The 17294-nt window shown below is 59.8% G+C and carries 19 protein-coding genes; 8 read left to right on the forward strand and 11 right to left on the reverse strand.

Features of this window, described 5'->3' with window-relative positions; genetic code table 11:
• The first annotated feature begins 66 nt into the window (after window positions 1-66).
• Window positions 67-1278, forward strand: a complete 1212-nt coding sequence (gene gltS / locus FUU19_RS10865) for a sodium/glutamate symporter (RefSeq protein WP_025304708.1) — start codon at window positions 67-69, stop codon at window positions 1276-1278.
• Between the two features lie 42 nt (window positions 1279-1320).
• Here the strand turns inward: gltS and recG are convergent, their stop codons facing one another.
• The 6 genes from recG to FUU19_RS10895 all read right to left on the reverse strand — a co-directional run bounded on the left by recG (window position 1321) and on the right by FUU19_RS10895 (window position 8012).
• A complete protein-coding gene (recG, locus tag FUU19_RS10870) occupies window positions 1321-3402 on the reverse strand; it encodes an ATP-dependent DNA helicase RecG (protein WP_141971892.1) in 2082 nt (693 codons plus the stop codon).
• Entirely contained in the window at window positions 3399-4094 is a 696-nt protein-coding gene (gene trmH, locus FUU19_RS10875) for a tRNA (guanosine(18)-2'-O)-methyltransferase TrmH (protein WP_033639122.1), read from the reverse strand. Before trmH ends, recG begins: the two co-directional genes overlap by 4 nt.
• A 5-nt stretch (window positions 4095-4099) precedes the next feature.
• Window positions 4100-6211 (reverse strand): bifunctional GTP diphosphokinase/guanosine-3',5'-bis pyrophosphate 3'-pyrophosphohydrolase, encoded by a 2112-nt coding sequence (gene spoT, locus FUU19_RS10880; protein ID WP_004931224.1) that lies wholly within the window; start codon window positions 6209-6211, stop codon window positions 4100-4102.
• 18 nt (window positions 6212-6229) lie between these two features.
• On the reverse strand, window positions 6230-6505 hold the full coding sequence (gene rpoZ, locus FUU19_RS10885) for a DNA-directed RNA polymerase subunit omega (RefSeq protein WP_004931221.1): 276 nt from the start codon (window positions 6503-6505) through the stop codon (window positions 6230-6232).
• 54 nt (window positions 6506-6559) lie between these two features.
• Window positions 6560-7183, reverse strand: coding sequence for a guanylate kinase (gene gmk, locus FUU19_RS10890; RefSeq protein WP_060435251.1), 624 nt, complete (start codon window positions 7181-7183; stop codon window positions 6560-6562).
• A 211-nt stretch (window positions 7184-7394) separates the two neighbouring features.
• Window positions 7395-8012 carry a trimeric intracellular cation channel family protein gene (locus tag FUU19_RS10895; protein ID WP_025304704.1) on the reverse strand — a complete coding sequence of 206 codons (618 nt, stop codon included), beginning with the start codon at window positions 8010-8012 and terminating at the stop codon, window positions 7395-7397.
• 253 nt (window positions 8013-8265) lie between these two features.
• Between FUU19_RS10895 and FUU19_RS10900 the strand changes: the two genes are divergently transcribed.
• Window positions 8266-8700 carry a DUF3574 domain-containing protein gene (locus FUU19_RS10900; protein ID WP_202670514.1) on the forward strand — a complete coding sequence of 145 codons (435 nt, stop codon included), beginning with the start codon at window positions 8266-8268 and terminating at the stop codon, window positions 8698-8700.
• A gap of 34 nt (window positions 8701-8734) precedes the next feature.
• On the opposite strand, the gene FUU19_RS10905 is transcribed toward FUU19_RS10900, so the two are convergent.
• Window positions 8735-9919, reverse strand: coding sequence for a NupC/NupG family nucleoside CNT transporter (locus tag FUU19_RS10905; protein WP_060435300.1), 1185 nt, complete (start codon window positions 9917-9919; stop codon window positions 8735-8737).
• A gap of 360 nt (window positions 9920-10279) precedes the next feature.
• Between FUU19_RS10905 and FUU19_RS10910 the strand changes: the two genes are divergently transcribed.
• The gene (locus FUU19_RS10910) at window positions 10280-10669 is read left to right on the forward strand and encodes a hypothetical protein (protein WP_141971896.1); all 390 of its coding nucleotides are present in this window, start codon (window positions 10280-10282) and stop codon (window positions 10667-10669) included.
• Between the two features lie 55 nt (window positions 10670-10724).
• On the opposite strand, the gene FUU19_RS10915 is transcribed toward FUU19_RS10910, so the two are convergent.
• Window positions 10725-11588, reverse strand: coding sequence for a YicC/YloC family endoribonuclease (locus FUU19_RS10915; RefSeq protein ID WP_141971898.1), 864 nt, complete (start codon window positions 11586-11588; stop codon window positions 10725-10727).
• A gap of 126 nt (window positions 11589-11714) precedes the next feature.
• Here FUU19_RS10915 and rph point away from each other — a divergent pair, with 126 nt between their 5' ends.
• Both rph and pyrE read left to right on the forward strand, forming a co-directional pair.
• A complete protein-coding gene (gene rph / locus FUU19_RS10920; protein WP_025160305.1) occupies window positions 11715-12431 on the forward strand; it encodes a ribonuclease PH in 717 nt (238 codons plus the stop codon).
• A gap of 96 nt (window positions 12432-12527) precedes the next feature.
• A complete protein-coding gene (gene pyrE / locus FUU19_RS10925) occupies window positions 12528-13169 on the forward strand; it encodes an orotate phosphoribosyltransferase (RefSeq protein ID WP_141971900.1) in 642 nt (213 codons plus the stop codon).
• A gap of 31 nt (window positions 13170-13200) precedes the next feature.
• On the opposite strand, the gene slmA is transcribed toward pyrE, so the two are convergent.
• The 3 genes from slmA to coaBC form a co-directional block, all read right to left on the reverse strand.
• A complete protein-coding gene (gene slmA, locus FUU19_RS10930) occupies window positions 13201-13797 on the reverse strand; it encodes a nucleoid occlusion factor SlmA (protein ID WP_004931203.1) in 597 nt (198 codons plus the stop codon).
• Between the two features lie 251 nt (window positions 13798-14048).
• The gene (gene dut, locus FUU19_RS10935) at window positions 14049-14507 is read right to left on the reverse strand and encodes a dUTP diphosphatase (protein WP_100397017.1); all 459 of its coding nucleotides are present in this window, start codon (window positions 14505-14507) and stop codon (window positions 14049-14051) included.
• Window positions 14485-15702 carry a bifunctional phosphopantothenoylcysteine decarboxylase/phosphopantothenate--cysteine ligase CoaBC gene (gene coaBC, locus FUU19_RS10940; RefSeq protein WP_230489730.1) on the reverse strand — a complete coding sequence of 406 codons (1218 nt, stop codon included), beginning with the start codon at window positions 15700-15702 and terminating at the stop codon, window positions 14485-14487. Before coaBC ends, dut begins: the two co-directional genes overlap by 23 nt.
• Before the next feature lie 183 nt (window positions 15703-15885).
• Here coaBC and radC point away from each other — a divergent pair, with 183 nt between their 5' ends.
• The 3 genes from radC (at window position 15886) to rpmG (ending at window position 17247) form a co-directional block, all read left to right on the forward strand.
• Complete coding sequence (gene radC, locus FUU19_RS10945) at window positions 15886-16569, forward strand: RadC family protein (RefSeq protein WP_087762536.1); 684 nt, start codon at window positions 15886-15888, stop codon at window positions 16567-16569.
• A gap of 262 nt (window positions 16570-16831) precedes the next feature.
• Window positions 16832-17068: a 50S ribosomal protein L28 gene (gene rpmB, locus FUU19_RS10950; protein ID WP_004931195.1), complete on the forward strand. Its 237-nt coding sequence runs from the start codon at window positions 16832-16834 to the stop codon at window positions 17066-17068.
• Between the two features lie 11 nt (window positions 17069-17079).
• Window positions 17080-17247: a 50S ribosomal protein L33 gene (gene rpmG / locus FUU19_RS10955; protein WP_002442576.1), complete on the forward strand. Its 168-nt coding sequence runs from the start codon at window positions 17080-17082 to the stop codon at window positions 17245-17247.
• Window positions 17248-17294 lie beyond the last annotated feature (47 nt).

Raw genomic sequence — 17294 nt, forward strand, 5'->3', positions numbered from 1 at the left:
AAACTCAGTGGTTTTCTATAACTTATTATTTTTATTTGGATCTTTTCCCTTACATGGAGTACCTGGATGTTTCATCTTGATACTTATGGCACGTTAGTCGCCGCGACGCTGGTTTTGCTCCTCGGGGGCAAGTGCGTCAGAAGCATTCCTCTGCTGCGAAAATATACCATTCCTGCCCCCGTCGCCGGCGGTTTGCTGGTGGCCCTCCTGTTGTTAGCCCTGAAAAAGTTCGCCAACTGGGAAATCAGCTTCGACATGTCGCTGAAGGATCCGCTGATGCTGGCCTTCTTCGCCACCATCGGCCTGAACGCCAACCTGGCGCGGTTGCGCGCCGGCGGCAAGGCACTGATGGTATTCCTGTTCGTGGTGCTGGGGCTGCTGCTGGTGCAGAACGCCATCGGCATTGGCATGGCGAAAATGTTGGGGTTGGATCCGCTGATGGGCCTGATCGCCGGGTCGATCACTCTGTCTGGCGGCCACGGTACCGGGGCCGCCTGGAGCAAGCTGTTCATCGAGCGCTACGGCTTTGAAAACGCGACGGAAGTCGCCATGGCCTGCGCCACCTTCGGCCTGGTGCTGGGCGGCCTGATCGGCGGCCCTGTGGCGCGCTATCTGGTCAAACACTCCTCTACGCCGGAAGGCACGCCGGAAGACAGCGTGCAGCCGAGCGGCTTCGAGAAGCCGGAAAGCGGCCGCCTGATCACCTCGCTGGTGATGATCGAAACCATCGCCATGATCGCCATCTGTCTGAGCCTGGGGCAGCTGATTGCCGGCCTGCTGAACGGGACGGTGTTTGAGCTGCCAAACTTCGTTTGCGTGCTGTTCGTCGGGGTGATCCTCAGCAATACGTTGGCCTTCACCGGTTTCTATACCGTGTTCGAGCGGGCGGTATCGGTGCTGGGTAACGTCAGCCTGTCGCTGTTCCTGGCGATGGCGTTGATGAGCCTGCGCCTGTGGGAGCTGGCTTCGCTGGCGTTGCCGATGCTGGCGATCCTGGCGGTGCAGACGCTGGTGATGGCGCTGTACGCGATCTTTGTCACCTACCGGGTGATGGGCAAGAACTACGACGCGGCGGTGCTGGCCGCTGGCCACTGCGGCTTCGGTATGGGCGCCACGCCGACGGCGATCGCCAACATGCAGGCGATCACCGATCGCTTCGGCCCGTCGCACCTGGCGTTTCTGGTGGTGCCGATGGTGGGGGCGTTCTTTATCGATATCGCCAACGCCATCGTCATTAAGCTGTATTTGCTGCTGCCGGTGTTCCCGGCGGTGGGGTGATATAGCGAGTCATGACGAAAAGGGCGCCGCAGGCGCCCTTTTTTATGCGTTGGAGTAGCGCGCCTTCTCCGGCAGCCAGCGTTCAATCAGCGCCAGGGCGTGTTCCGGATAGTGCTGATGGAGATGGCGAGCGACGCGTTGCACTTCGGGGATCATCGCCTGATCGCGCAGCAGGTCCGCCACCTTGAATTCGGCGCTGCCGGTCTGGCGGGTGCCGAGCAGCTCGCCCGGGCCGCGGATCTCCAGATCGCGCTGCGCGATGACGAAGCCATCGTTGCTGTCGCGCAGCACCTGCAGGCGCGTTTGCGCGGTTTTGCTCAGCGGCGTTTTGTACAGCAGCACGCAGTGTGAGGCCACGGCACCGCGTCCTACGCGGCCGCGCAGCTGGTGCAGCTGCGCCAGGCCCAGCCGCTCCGGGTTTTCGATGATCATCAGGCTGGCGTTCGGCACGTCGACGCCGACTTCGATCACCGTCGTGGCGACCAACAGCTGCAGCTCGCCCTGTTTAAACGCCTGCATCACAGCCTGCTTTTCCTGCGCTTTCATGCGACCGTGCACCAGCGCCACCTTCAGCTCCGGCAGCGCGGTTTTCAATTCTTCCCAGGTGGCTTCCGCCGCCTGCGCTTCCAGCAGTTCGGACTCTTCGATCAGCGTGCACACCCAGTAAGCCTGTCGCCCCTCTTCCAGACAGGCGCTTTTCACCCGTTGAATGATGTCGGCGCGGCGGGTATCGGGAATGGCCACGGTGGTCACCGGCGTACGGCCCGGCGGCAGCTCGTCGATGACTGAGGTATCGAGATCGGCGTAGGCGGTCATTGCCAGCGTGCGCGGGATCGGCGTGGCGGTCATGATCAACTGATGGGCGTGGAAGCCTTGCTCTTCGCCTTTCTCCCACAGCGCCAGCCGCTGATGTACCCCGAAGCGGTGCTGCTCATCGATAATCACCAATGCCAGGCCGTTGAACTGCACCTGCTCCTGGAAGATGGCGTGGGTGCCGACCACCATAGATACCTGGCCGCTGGCGATGGCTTCCTGCTGCGCGATGCGCGCCTTGCCTTTCTGTTTGCCCGCCAGCCAGCCGACTTCCAGCCCCAGCGGCTCGAACCACTGGCGGAAGTTGTTGGCGTGCTGCTCGGCCAGTAGCTCGGTCGGCGCCATCAGCGCCACCTGCTTGCCATGCGCGATGGCGCGCAGCGCCGCCAGCGCCGCCACCAGCGTTTTGCCGGAACCGACGTCGCCCTGCACCAGCCGCATCATCGGGAAGTCTTTTTGCATGTCGGCTTCGATGTCGGCCACCACGCGTGTCTGCGCGCCGGTCGGCGAGAACGGCAGCTGGGCGAGAAAACGGTTTTTCAGCCGATCGTCCGGCAGCAGCGGCTGCGCCTGATAACTCTGGGCGCCGGCGCGCACCGCCAGCATGCTGAGGTTATGCGCCAGCAGCTCTTCGAGGATCAGGCGTTTTTGCGCCGGGTGTTTGCCCTGCTCCAAATCCGCCAGCTGGATGTCCGGCGGCGGGCGATGCAGGGTGTGCAGCGCCTGCGGCAGGCTCATCAGGCCGCCGCTCAACTCCGGCGGCAGCAGTTCGGCGATGGCGCAGGTATCCAGCAGCTCCAGCGCCTGATCGGTCAGCTTGCGCAGCGTGGCTTGCCGCACCCCTTCGGTGGTGGGGTAGACCGGCGTCAGCGACTCCTGCAGCTCGACCTCGCTGGCTTCGCCCTGAATACGGTATTCCGGATGAATGATCTCCGCGCCGTGGTTGCCGCGTTTGATCTCGCCGTAGGCGGTCACGCGGCGGCCGGTGGCCAGGCTGTTCTTCATTGCGGCGTTGAAATTGAAGAACCGCATGGTGAGGATGCCGGTACCGTCGCTGATCTGGCAGGTCAGCATGCGACGGCGGCCGAAGCTGATGTCGCTGCGCAGCACTTCCCCTTCTACCGTGGCGTAGATGCCCGGCAGCAGATCGTTGATCGGGTAGAGGCGGGTACGGTCTTCGTAGCGCAGCGGCAGGTGCAGCAGCAGATCCTGAATGGTCTCGAGGCCAAGCTTGGCCAGTTTGCCCGCCTGGCTGGCGCCAACCCCGGAAAGCGTGGTGAGTGGGACAGCATCCAGCAGGCGGCCTTTCATTTGCGCACCGTCGCCTGCATGGCCGCCCACCATTCGGCGCTGGCGACCACCTGGCCCTGCTCGTCAATCTGCGGGCGTGGCAGCCCTTTGCGCTTGGCCACGTTGGCCAGCACCGGGTAGCCGCCTTCGAACAGCAGACGCTGCTGCTCTTCTTCATCCAACATGCTGTTGTCGCGGCGATACAGGCCGGCATTCTGCCGCTGGCGCTGCGCTTCATACAGGATCAGCGCCGAAGCCACGGAGACGTTGAGCGATTGCACCATGCCGATCATCGGAATGACGATGTCCTGGTCGGCGAGCGCCAGCGCTTCTTCGGTGATGCCGGTTTTTTCCTGGCCGAGCAGCACGCAGGTTGGCCGAGTGTAGTCCACTTCGCGGAAATCGACCGCGCGCGCAGACAGGTTGGTGGCCAGAATTTGCATGCCCTGCGCTTTCAGGTGACCGACCGCGTCGCCGATGGTGGGATGGGTTTTAACGCTGACCCAGCTGTTGCTGCCGGCGGCGGAGGAAACCAGGGTACGCATGCGGGTGGTGGGCCACACGGCGTGGACCTGATGCACGCCGACGGCGTCGGCGGTGCGGATAATGGCGGAGACGTTATGCGGCTTGTGCACTTGCTCCAGGCAGACCGTCAAATCCGGCTGCCGGGTCGCGAGCATTTCACAAATCCGCGCATAGCGTTCAGGACTCATAAGCGCTAGTTTCGGTTGCGGTTAACTTTGATCACATCCGGCATGATACGGATTTTACGCATAATGTTTGCCAAATGGATGCGATCGCGGGTGGTCAAGCGGATAAAGGCGCTATAAACCCGACCGTCTTTCTCTTCGGTGTTCAGGCTCTGAATATTGGACTCGGCCGCGTTGATCGCCGCCGTCAGGTTGGCCAGCGCGCCCTGGTGGTTGAACATATCCACCTTGATCTCGGCGATGAACTCCTGCTCGGTCTCTTTATCCCACTCGACCGCCATGAACTTCTCAGGCTCTTTCTGATAGCCGCGAATATTGCGGCAGGATTCATGGTGGATCACCAGCCCTTTGCCCGGGCTGACGTGAGCGATAATCGGGTCGCCCGGAATCGGACGGCAGCACTTGGCGAAGGTGATCAACACGCCGTCGGCGCCCTTGATGGCCAGGTTACGTACGCCGGATGAAGTGCCCAGGCTGGATTGATCGCCCTGCAGATTCTTCGCCACCACCACGCTCATGGCGTTGCCGAGGCCGATTTCCGCCAGCAGATCGTCCAGCGTCGCCAGCTTCATGCGGTCCAGCTCGTGCTGAATGTTTTCCTGCGGGATTTCGGCCAGCTTGCGGCTGCCGCCCAGCGCATGGTTGAGCAGACGGCGGCCGAGGCCAACGGAGTCGTCGCGCTTGAGGTTCTTGAGCATTTGGCGAATTTTGGCGCGCGCTTTCGAGCTGACCACGAAGTTCAGCCAGGCGGCGTTGGGCCGTGCGCCCGGTGCGGTGATGATCTCGACGGTCTGGCCGCTGGTCAGCGACTGCGACAGCGGGTACGGCTGACGATCGACGCGCGCGCCGACGCAGGCATGGCCGATATCGGTATGCACCGCATAGGCGAAATCGACCGGCGTGGCGCCGGCGGGCAGCTCGACGATGCGGCCTTCCGGGGTGAAAACGTAAATCTCATCCGGGAACAGATCGGATTTGACGCTCTCGATAAATTCAAACGAACTGCCGGCGCTTTGCTGCAGCTCCAGCAGGCTTTGCATCCAGCGCTGGGCGCGGATCTGCGCCGTAGTACCGGTTTCGCCCTGTTCTCTTTCCTTGTAAGCCCAGTGCGCGGCCACCCCCATCTCAGCCATCTGATCCATGTCTTCGGTGCGGATCTGCACTTCGACCGGCACGCCGTGTGGGCCGATCAGCGAGGTATGCAGCGATTGATAGCCGTTGGCCTTGGGAATGGCGATGTAATCTTTCACCCGCCCCGGGCGCGGTTTGTACAGGCTGTGCACCTGGCCGAGTACGCGGTAGCAGGTATCGACCTCTTTCACGATCACCCGGAACGCGTAGATATCCATGATGGAATGGAAACGCTGTTCTTTGAGGTGCATCTTGAGGTAGATGGAGTAGAGGTGTTTTTCCCGCCCGCTGACGCGGCAGGCGATGCCGGCTTCGGTCAGTCGCCCTTCGATCTCGGAGAGGATTTTTTGAATCATCTCTTTGCGGTTGCCGCGTGCGGCTTTCACCACTTCCTTGATCACGCGATAACGGTTCGGGTACAGCGCCTCGAAGCCCAGCTCTTCCAGCTCGGTCTTCAGGTGATGAATACCCAGACGGTGGGCGAGCGGGCTGTAGATTTCCAGGGTTTCACGCGCGATGCGCCGGCGTTTGTCGGGGCGCAGCGAACCGAGGGTGCGCATGTTGTGCGTACGGTCGGCCAGCTTGATCAGCACGACGCGGATATCCTGCACCATCGCCATGATCATCTTGCGGAAGTTTTCCGCCTGCGCTTCTTTCTTGTCCTGGAACTTCAGCTTGTCGAGCTTGGAGACGCCCTCAACCAGTTCGGCGACGCTCTTGCCGAACAGCTGTTCCATATCTTGATAGGTGGCTGGGGTGTCTTCGATGACGTCGTGCAGCAATGCCGCCATCAGCGTCTCGTGATCGAGACGCATTTCCGCCAGGATGCAGGCCACGGCGACCGGGTGAGTAATGTAGGGCTCACCGCTGGAACGTGTCTGGCCCTCGTGCGCGTCGCGCGCGACGAGGTATGCCTGTTTGAGGCGCTTAATCTGCTCCTCGGGCAGGTAACGTTGAATCAGCAGATTCAGGCTTTCAAACAGGTACAAGGCGGACTCGCAGTCTAATTAACGACGACCTTCAGCAATCGCGGTAACCGCTTGAATCTCTGCGGCTTCCTGCTCTTGCTGTTCCTGGCGCTCACGCACGTCGAGGATCTGGCTGGTGATCAGGCCTTCTTCGATTTCGCGCAGGGCAATAACGGTGTACTTGTCGTTCTCTTCCGGAACCAGTGCATCTTTGCCGCCGGTCTGGATCTGACGCGCCCGACGAGCAGCGACCAACACCAGGTCAAAACGGTTACCAATTTTCTCTACAGCGTCTTGAACAGTTACGCGTGCCATATTTGTGCTACTCCACAGGTGACGAAAAGACTGGGCATGATACTGAAACTGCCTTCAGTCTGCCAATAGTTTGCTGATTAAAGCGTCATGCCGCAGCAACTGGCGGCCCAAACGCAGGCGTTCGGCGCGAATGATGGTCTTCAGATCGGACAGCGCCAGATCGAAATCATCGTTCACGATCAGGTAATCGTACTCCGCGTAATGCGTCATTTCCGCCACGGCCTGAGCCATGCGCTTGGCGATCACCTCGTCGGAATCCTGACCGCGCCCGCGCAGGCGGCGGCCCAGTTCTTCCTTCGACGGCGGCAGAATGAAGATGCTGCGCGCCTGCGGCATTTTGGCGCGGATTTGCTGCGCGCCCTGCCAGTCGATATCCAGAAACACGTCCACGCCGGTTGCCAACACTTGTTCGATGGCGGCGCGCGAGGTGCCGTAATAGTTGCCGAACACTTCGGCGTGCTCAAGAAACGCGTCCTGCTCGATCATCCGGCGGAATTCGTCTTTCGAGACGAAGAAATAATGCTCGCCGTGATTTTCACCCGGGCGACTGTCGCGCGTGGTGTGCGAAACCGAAACCTGCGTGTCGTACAGCGGTTGCGTCTTTAACAAAGCCTGAATCAGACTTGATTTACCTGCGCCACTGGGAGCAGAGACAATATAAAGCGTGCCTTGAGCCATGATGATGTTCGTTGATAACGGTTGATATGCCAATAACAGCGGATGTGTATTTTCTCCGCACAGTATACACGGCTAACGCGCCGGGTGCAGCGTTAGCTCGCATTTTGCCCGCCGCTTTGCGCGGAAAAAGCGGCGAATGAGCGAATTTGCGCGTCGAAGGGCAACATTTCTGCAGTTTTGGCCTCGGCGGCGGCGCGTTGCCGCCCCGAGATCAGTGATCCGGATGCTGGTAGTTGAACACCGGCAGGCCGAGGCGGAAGCGCAGGGCGATCAGACGCGCGCTCAGGCCGGCGACCAACGTGAGGATCACCACCAGATTATGCGGCAGGCTGAGGTGCTGCAGGCCGATATACAGCCAGGCGGCGCTGAAGGAGATGCCGGCATAGATCTCTTTCTGGAAAACCAGCGGGATGCGGTTGCAGAACATGTCGCGCAGCACCCCGCCGAAGACGCCGGTGATCACCGCGGCGATGGCGGCGATAATGGCGCTGTGCCCCATATCCAGCGCCACCTGCGCGCCGATGATGGAGAAGACGATCAGGCCGACGGCGTCGAGCACGAGGAACAGGCGGCGCAGATGGCGCATCAGCGGGGCCACCCAGGTGGTGACGATCGCCGCTATCGCGACGATGACGATGTATTCCGGGTGTTTGACCCAGCCCAATGGAAAATGCCCGAGCAGCATATCGCGCACCGACCCGCCGCCGATTGCGGTGACCGAAGCGATGATGATCACGCCAAACATGTCCATTTGGCGGCGGCCGGCCGCCAGCGCGCCGGTCATGGCTTCGGCGGTGATGCCGATGATATAAAGGATGCTCAGTAACATAAGGGGTTCACAGCGTACTTGCCTCAGAATGATGGCCGGCAGGGTAATCGCCGCCGAGAGCCCGCGCCACTGAGTTTTTTTCACCGATGGCATTTCGGATTAATATAGCTAATCCAAACTCCATTTTTATTGCCGATAACCAGCCTTTTTTAACATTTTGCTGTTGATAAAAGCATTAGAAATTTCGCGCTGATTTCCATTGCTGACTATGCTTTTTGCAGCGAATCCTTCAACCGAGAAACTGAGACTGCAGATGAAAAACTCCTCAAAACTGGCCGCCGGCGTCGTGGTGGCCGCCCTGCTGCTGAGCGGCTGCGTGGCGCCAGGCCACCAGGCTGTGTCACCCGCCCCGGCTTGCCGTACCGGCGATCCGATGATGCAAACAACGCTCTACTTCGGCCTGAATCGCCCGGCGGGGCCGGCGATCACCGCCGCCGAGTGGCAAACCTTCGTCGACAGCCAGGTGACGCCACGTTTTAAAGACGGGCTGACGGTCTTTGATGCCAAAGGGCAGTGGCTGGGCCACGACGGCAAGCTGGCGCGCGAGAACAGCAAGGCGCTGCTGCTGATCCATGCGCCGGGCAAAGAGAGCGAGGCGAATATCGAGGCGCTGCGCAGCGGCTATAAGCAGCAGTTTGCGCAGGATTCGGTGATGCGGGTGGATGCGCCGGTGTGCGTGGCGTTTTAAAGCGAACTCCCGGCCATGCGGCCGGGAATGAGGATTACAGCACCAGGCCGGCGATGGCCGCCGACAGCAGGCTCACCAGCGTCGAGCCATAAACCAGCTTCAGGCCAAAACGGGAAACCACGTTGCCTTGTTGCTCGTTCAGTCCTTTGATGGCGCCGGCGACGATGCCGATGGAGGCGAAGTTGGCGAACGACACCAGGAACACCGACAGAATGCCCAGCCCGCGCGGCGACAGCTCCGCCGCGATCTTCTTCAGCTCAATCATCGCCACGAATTCGTTGGCCACCAGTTTGGTCGCCATGATGCTGCCCGCCTGCAGGGCCTCTTCCGCCGGGATGCCGATCAGCCAGGCCAGCGGATAGAACACATAACCGAGGATCTGCTGGAAGCTGATACCGAGCACCGCGGAGAACAGCGCATTGACGGCGGAGATCAGCGCGATAAAGCCGATCAGCATCGCCGCGATGATCATCGCAATCTTGAAGCCGGCCAGAATGTACTCGCCCAACATTTCGAAGAAGCTCTGATCTTCATGCAGTTTGTTCAGCTTCAGCTCCGGTTCGTCTTCGACCTGATACGGGTTGATGATCGACAGGATGATAAAGGTGCTGAACATATTAAGGATCAATGCCGCCACCACATACTGCGCATCGATCATCGACATGTAGGCGCCGACGATGGAGAGCGATACCGTCGACATGGCGGTCGCGGCCATGGTGTACATGCGGCGCGGCGAGATATCGCCGATGATGCCCTTGTAGGCGATAAAGTTCTCTGACTGCCCCAGCACCAGCGTGCTGACGGCGTTGAACGATTCCAGCTTGCCCATACCGTTGACCTTGGACAGCAGGGTGCCGACCAGGCGGATGATCAGCGGCAGGATGCGGAAATGCTGCAAAATGCCGATCAGGGCGGAAATAAAGATGATAGGGCACAAAACGCCGAGGAAGATGAACGCCAGGCCATCCTTGCTCATGCCGCCGAACACGAACTCCGATCCTTGGGCAGCATAGGCGAGCAGGGTGTCGAAGAAGCCGGCGACGTGTTTGATCACGCTGAGCCCGCTGGCGGAGTGCAGGAAGAAATAGGCCAGCGCGCCTTCGATCACCAGCAGCTGGATGATATAGCGCAGGCGGATTTTCTTGCGATTGTTGCTGACCAGCAGCGCCAGGGCGATGATCACCACCAGAGCCATAATAAATTGCAGAATTTGTGGCATAAACGGTCCGTACGGTTCACGGGCAGAGAAAAAACACATTTAGCCACAGCATCGACGTCCTTTCATTACATTGCGTGATAATTAGAACAAAATACTTATGGCATGCGGGATATCTTGCCGAATGTCATCCACACGCGCTGTCCGGCAGTTTTTCATAAGCTCCCCGGTGATCCGTCTCCCCAGAGGTCTGCCGGCTCGCAACCTGATGCAACCACTGTCCCGCGCGTGCAGGTGCCTGGAATCTGGCTCGCAATGAGCGATTTTTCCCGACGCAAAGCGTGGTTTTCTCGAGGGAGGCAGAGAAAAATGCCTGAACAAGGCGCCACGACCGGCGCATTTTCTCGGATAAGGAGGCGAACGATGAATACCGGCACGTTGCTCAGGGCGCTGGCCAACGGGGTTAATCCTGACACCGGCGAGCTGTTGAGACCGGCTTCGGCGGCCTGCGCGCCGGAGGCTATCCGCCTGCTGTTCGCGTTGGCCAACGAGTTCGACGGTGAAGCCGAACTACAGAAAAAAGCCCGGTTGACGCCGGAGGAGAAGCGGCAGAAGAATCTGGCCGAGGGCCGGCAGGCCAATGCCTATCTCCCCTGGCCGGAAGAGGAAAAACTGCGGCTGCGCGAGAGCCATGCGGCCGGGGCGACGCTGGAAGCGCTGAGCGATGAGTTCGAGCGCTCAACCTGGATCATTGCGGTACAGCTGCAGAAAATGGGGTTGATCGGTGAGGAACAGGCGGCCGCCTATCGCTGATTTGCAGCCATAAAAAAGCCCGCGTGGCGCGGGCTTGCTGGTGAGCGGAGTGAGATCACTCGATATTCTGGATCTGCTCGCGCATTTGCTCGATCAGCACTTTCAGCTCGATGGCGGAAGCGGTGACGTCGGCATTGATCGACTTGGAGGCCAGGGTATTCGATTCGCGGTTGAACTCCTGCATCATAAAGTCGAGGCGGCGGCCGACGGCTTCTTTCTTCTTCAGGATGTTGTGCGTCTCTTTCACGTGCGCTTCCAGGCGGTCCAGCTCTTCGGCGACGTCGATGCGTTGCGCCATCAGCACCAGCTCTTGCTCCAGGCGGGTGTTTTCCAGCTGTACCTGCGCCTCTTCCAGCTTGCTGACCAGACGCTCGCGCTGCCATTGCAGGATGTTCGGCATCTGGGCGCGCACGTTGACCACTTCGGCGCTGACGCCGTCGAGGCGCTGTTCGATCAGCGTTTTCAGCGCGGCACCTTCGCTTTCGCGTGCGACGATAAAGTCATCCAGCGCGCCGTCCAGCGCTTGCATCAGCTCGGCGCTGATGACGTCCAGATCCTGCTCCTGCGCGGACATCACGCCCGGCCAGCGCAGCACGTCGATCGGGTTGATTTCCCCTTCGTCGCTCTGCATTTTCACCCAGTTGGCGGCTTCGACCAGCTGTTTGGCCAGTTTTTCGTTCAGGATCAGCGAGCTTTGCGCGCTTGGATCCAGTTCGAAACGCAGGTTGCATTCGACTTTGCCGCGCGTCAGGCGGCCACGGATACGTTCACGGATCACCGGCTCCAGGCTGCGGAATTGTTCCGGCAGGCGGATGTAGGTTTCTAAGTAGCGCTGGTTAACGGAACGCAGCTCCCAGGCTGCGCTGCCCCATTCACCCTTGATTTCACGCCGGGCGTAGGCGGTCATGCTGCGGATCATTGATGCGTACCCGTAATAGGAAAAGATGGGGCGATTATAGCGTCGCGGCTGCGGGCAGGATAGGCATTACGTCACGAAGCCCGTATAATGCGCAGCCAATAGTTGATTTGAAGCCGGAGAGAGCCCATGCGTCCTGCAGGCAGAGCACCACAGCAAGTTCGCCCCCTGACACTGACCCGTCACTATACCAAACACGCTGAAGGTTCAGTGCTGGTTGAGTTTGGCGATACCAAAGTCTTGTGCACCGCCACGGTAGAAGAGGGCGTTCCGCGCTTCCTGAAAGGCCAGGGGCAAGGTTGGATCACCGCCGAGTACGGCATGCTGCCGCGCTCCACCCATAGCCGCAACGCCCGTGAAGCCGCCAAAGGCAAACAGGGTGGCCGCACGCTGGAGATCCAGCGCCTGATCGCTCGCTCGCTGCGCGCCGCGGTAGACCTGAAAAAGCTCGGTGAATTCACCATCACCCTCGACTGCGACGTACTGCAGGCCGACGGCGGTACCCGCACCGCCTCCATCTCCGGCGCCTGCGTGGCGCTGGCCGATGCGCTGAACACGCTGGTGGCCAACGGCAAGCTGAAAGCTAACCCGATGAAGGGGATGGTGGCGGCGGTTTCCGTCGGCATCGTCAATGGCGAAGCGCTGTGCGATCTGGAGTATGTGGAAGATTCCGCGGCTGAAACCGACATGAACGTAGTGATGATGGAAGACGGCCGCATGATTGAAGTGCAGGGCACCGCCGAAGGCGAGCCGTTCAGCCACGATGAGCTATTGGCGCTATTGGCGCTGGCCCGAGGGGGCATCGAAACCATCTTCCAGGCGCAGAAAGCGGCGCTGGCGGACTGATTTTTTAAGGCGACTGAGAAGTCGCCTTTTTTATGCCCGACGATCGGGCGGCAGTAATGACAAGACCCAAGCAGATTCAGACGAGGAGAAGCAGTAATGAAAGCCTATCAGCGCCAGTTTATCGAGTTCGCGCTTAACAAGCAGGTATTGAAATTCGGCGAGTTCACCCTGAAGTCCGGCCGCACCAGCCCGTATTTCTTCAATGCCGGCCTGTTTAATACCGGGCGCGATCTTGCGCTGTTGGGGCGCTTCTACGCCGAAGCCCTAATGGACTCCGGCATCGATTTCGACCTGCTGTTTGGCCCGGCTTATAAAGGCATTCCTATTGCCACCACCACGGCGGTGGCGCTGGCGGAACACCATGAGCGCGACGTGCCTTACTGCTTTAACCGCAAGGAAGCCAAGACCCACGGCGAAGGCGGTTCGCTGGTGGGCAGCCCGCTGCAGGGGCGCGTGATGTTGGTGGATGATGTGATCACCGCCGGCACCGCGATCCGCGAGTCGATGGAAATCATCGGCGCCAGCGGCGCTTCGCTGGCGGGGGTGCTGATCTCTCTCGACCGTCAGGAACGCGGCCGTGCGGACATCTCCGCCATTCAGGAAGTGGAGCGCGACTATCACTGCAAGGTGATTTCAATCGTCACGCTGAAGGACCTGATCGTCTATCTGGAAGAGAAACCGGAAATGGCGGACCACCTGGCGGCGGTGCGCGCTTACCGCGAGCAGTACGGGGTGTAAGTAAAAACGCCGGGCATGCCCGGCGTTATCTTTATTGCAGCTGGGCCGCCAACAGCGGCCAGCGGGCGTCGAATTCCTGCGTTGGGCGATAGCGGAATTCCGAACGCACATAGCGCGACAACATGCCTTCGCAGAAGGCCAGCAGTTGGCTGGCCAACAGCGTTTCATCGACGATAAAGCCTTTGCCTTCGCGCAATTTACGCTCTTTCAATACCTGGCGCAGCTGCGCCTCGATGCGTTCGAACAGCTGGTTGATGCGGCCCTGCAGGCGATCTTGTTCAAACATCAGCGCGTGGCCGGTCATGATGCGCGTCAGCCCCGGGTTGCGTTCCGCAAAGCCCAGAATCAGCAGTAAAATCAGGCGCAGACGATTAAACGTCTCTTTCTCGTCCTGCAAGATCAGGTTGATGCGGGTGATCAGGCTGTCTTCGATAAACTCGATCAGGCTGTCGAACATCCGTGTCTTGCTGGGGAAATGCCGGTACAGCGCAGCTTCAGAAACGCCCACGTTCGCGGCGAGCTTGGCGGTGGTGATGCGCTGGCTGCCGTCGCTGGATTCCAGCATCTGGGCTAACGCCTGCAATATTTCCTCGCGCCGATTCCTTTTCGTCTTTTCTTTTTCTGCCATGTCTGATTAGACCCTTGCTAAAACTTAACTGACGGAAACCCGCGCACCGGCCGCTGCAGAGCAGGCTCTGTGCGGCTTATGTGATAGCTTTTTTACGATGCTGGGGTCAGCGGCCTTAACGGCCTTTTTCCGCGCTGCCTGGTGTGTGCTGCAATTGTCGCGGTAAAACCTTGCCGCAGAGACATCCTTCTCCCCGGAAAGGCAAGGTTCAGGCGATGTTTCCCTGCCGGCCATCGTGCCTTGGGTGGCGCTTAGTGGCGCCCCGAGTGGCCGAAGCCACCTTCGCCGCGCTCGCTGCCGTCGAACTCTTCCACCAGGTTGAATTCGGCCTGCACCACCGGCACAAAGACCATCTGCGCGATGCGTTCGCCCGGCTCGATGGTGAAGTGCTTCTGGCCGCGGTTCCAAACGGACACCATCAGCTGGCCCTGGTAATCGGAGTCGATCAGGCCGACCAGGTTGCCCAGCACGACGCCGTGCTTGTGGCCCAGGCCGGAGCGCGGCAGGATCACCGCCGCCAGGCCGGCGTCGGCGATGTGGATCGCGAGGCCGGTAGGCAACAGCGTGGTTTCACCCGGCGCCAGTTCCACTGCGCTGTCCAGGCAGGCGCGCAGGTCTAGACCGGCAGAGCCCGGCGTGGCATAGGTCGGTAGCGGGAAATCCTGACCGATGCGCGGGTCGAGGATCTTAACGTCGATTTTTTTCATCATAACGGCTGACTATCTCGTCTATTAAACGTTGGCCAAGGAGTGCCTTGTCGCTCAGCGCCAGGCGCTTTTCTCCATCCTGCCAAAAAAGGTGCAGGGCATTGGTGTCGCTGTTGAACCCGTGCTCTGCAAGCGATACATCGTTAGCGCAAATCAAATCCAGCTTCTTACGCGCCAGTTTTTGCCGCGCGTATTCTTCCACATTCTGGGTTTCGGCGGCAAACCCCACGACAAACGGTCGATTTTTGGCCATCGCCGCCACGCCGGCGACGATATCGGGGTTTTTTACCATCTTGAGGACGATTTCATCACCCTGTTTTTTTATTTTTTCATCGGCGATCTGCTCGGGGCGGTAGTCGGCCACGGCGGCGCAGGAGATGAAAATCTGCTGCTGCGCGGCGCGCTGTTGCACTGCCTGCTCCATCTCCAGCGCGCTGGTGACGTCCACTCGGGTGACCGATGGCGGCGTCGGCAGGCTCACCGGCCCGGCGATCAGCGTCACCTGCGCGCCGCGGGCGGCGGCGGCGCGGGCGATGGCGAAGCCCATTTTGCCGGAGCTGTGGTTGCTGATGAAGCGTACCGGATCCAGCGCTTCACGCGTCGGGCCGGCGGTGATCATAACCTGCAAATGTTGCAGATCCTGCGGGGCGGAGAAATGCGCGTTCGCCAGGTCGACGATGTCCAGCGGATCCAGCATGCGGCCTGGGCCGACGTCGCCGCAGGCCTGGCTGCCGCTGTCCGGCCCCCAGAACAGCACGCCGCGCGCCTGCAGCGTTTGCAGGTTGGCCTGCGTGGCGGCGGCGCGATACATCTGCTGGTTCATGGCGGGGGCGGCGGCGATGGGGGCGTCGGTCGCCAGGCAGACGGTAGTCAATAGATCGTTGGCCATGCCGGCAGCGACGCGCGCCAGCAGATCGGCGGTCGCCGGCGCCAGAATCACCAGATCCGCCCACTTGCCCAGTTCGATGTGGCCCATGGCGGCTTCGGCGGCGGGATCCAACAGATCGTCGGACACCGGGTAGCCGGAAACGGCCTGCAGCGTCAGTGGCGTAATGAACGCCTTGGCGGCGTGGGTCATCACCACGCGCACTTCTGCACCCCTGTCGCGCAGGCGGCGCACCAGCTCTGGGCATTTGTAGGCGGCGATGCCGCCGCTGATGCCAAGCACAATATGTTTGCCGGAAAGTCCCGTCATCATCATTGTCCGATTGAAAGCCGAAAGATGCGCCATTTTAGCATATCCGCCGTTCAGGTGAGTGATTCCGCAATGGCTGCAGGGCGTTACATTGTGCTTTGCGAAACACTTCGCAATGTTATCAAACACCTGTCGAACGCGCCGGGCAGCACATGGCATGCTGTAGCCCTTTCAGGGAGGAACACGATGAGCAACCCGATTGTGGCGTGCTGGCCGGGCGCGCTGGCGCCGCGTGAAAAGCTGTTGATGCAGGGGGCGGCGGCGCTGTCCGACGCAGAACTGTTGGCCATTTTCTTGCGCACCGGGTTGCCCGGCGTGCACGTGATGCAGCTGGCGGAGCAGCTGCTGCGCCGGTTCGGCTCGCTTTATCACCTGATGTCGGCCGATCATCAGGCTTTTTGCAGCCAAAAAGGCCTGGGGGACGCCAGCTATACGCAGCTGCAGGCGATTGCCGAGTTGGCGCTGCGCTTCTTTTCCAGTCATTTGTCGCAGGAAAACGCCATGCTCAATCCGCGCGTCACCCAGCATTATCTGCAAAGCCTGCTGGTGCATCGCGAGCGAGAGGTCTTTTTGGTATTGTTTTTAGACAATCAGCACCGGGTTATTCGCCATCAGGAGATGTTTGCTGGTACCATCAGCAGCGTCGTCGTCTACCCGAGAGAAATTGTACGCGAAGCGTTGAAGGCTAATGCCGCCGCGCTGATTCTCGCGCATAATCACCCTTCGGGTAAGGCTGAACCCAGTCATGCCGACCGTTTGATAACGGAACAGGTGGTGAAAGCCTGTCAGTTATTGGAGATCCGAGTGCTTGATCATTTGGTGATCGGTCGGGGTGAATGCGTCTCTTTTGCCGAGCGCGGATGGCTTTAAGCGATTTTTTCGCGATCCTTGTGGGATCTTTAGCTGTTCGGGACTTGAGCACTTACGCTTCAGAGCGTATACTACGCCACCTTTGAGAATCTTGGGTTTGGCGCAAGAGCCTATCTCAGCAGGTTTCTGACCTGATGTGTGGTTTCTACCTGATGACGAGAGTCTCCTCAGTATGAAGTTTGCTGAGATGGGCTCTAAAAGCCTGACGAGGCGGCCATACCCTATACGAAGCTCGAGCTGATTTGATTTTTGGAGAATAGACATGTCCCGAGTCTGCCAAGTTACTGGCAAGCGCCCGGTGAGCGGTAACAACCGTTCCCACGCAATGAACGCGACCAAACGCCGTTTTCTGCCTAACCTGCACTCACACCGTTTTTGGGTTGAGGCTGAGAAGCGCTTTGTAACTCTGCGTGTATCTGCTAAAGGTATGCGTGTTATCGATAAGAAGGGTATTGAGACGGTTCTGGCCGATCTGCGTGCCCGTGGTGAGAAGTATTAAGGAACTGAATCATGGCTAAAGGTGTTCGCGAGAAGATCAAGCTGGTTTCTTCTGCTGGTACTGGTCACTTCTATACCACCACGAAGAACAAGCGTACTAAGCCGGAAAAATTGGAACTGAAGAAATTCGATCCAGTTGTCCGTCAGCACGTAGTATACAAAGAAGCTAAAATTAAATAATTTTAGTGGATTAATGAAAAACCCGGCCTTGGCCGGGTTTTTTGTTT

Source organism: Serratia montpellierensis (genome assembly GCF_020858655.1).
Taxonomy (GTDB): Bacteria; Pseudomonadota; Gammaproteobacteria; order Enterobacterales; family Enterobacteriaceae; genus Serratia; species Serratia montpellierensis.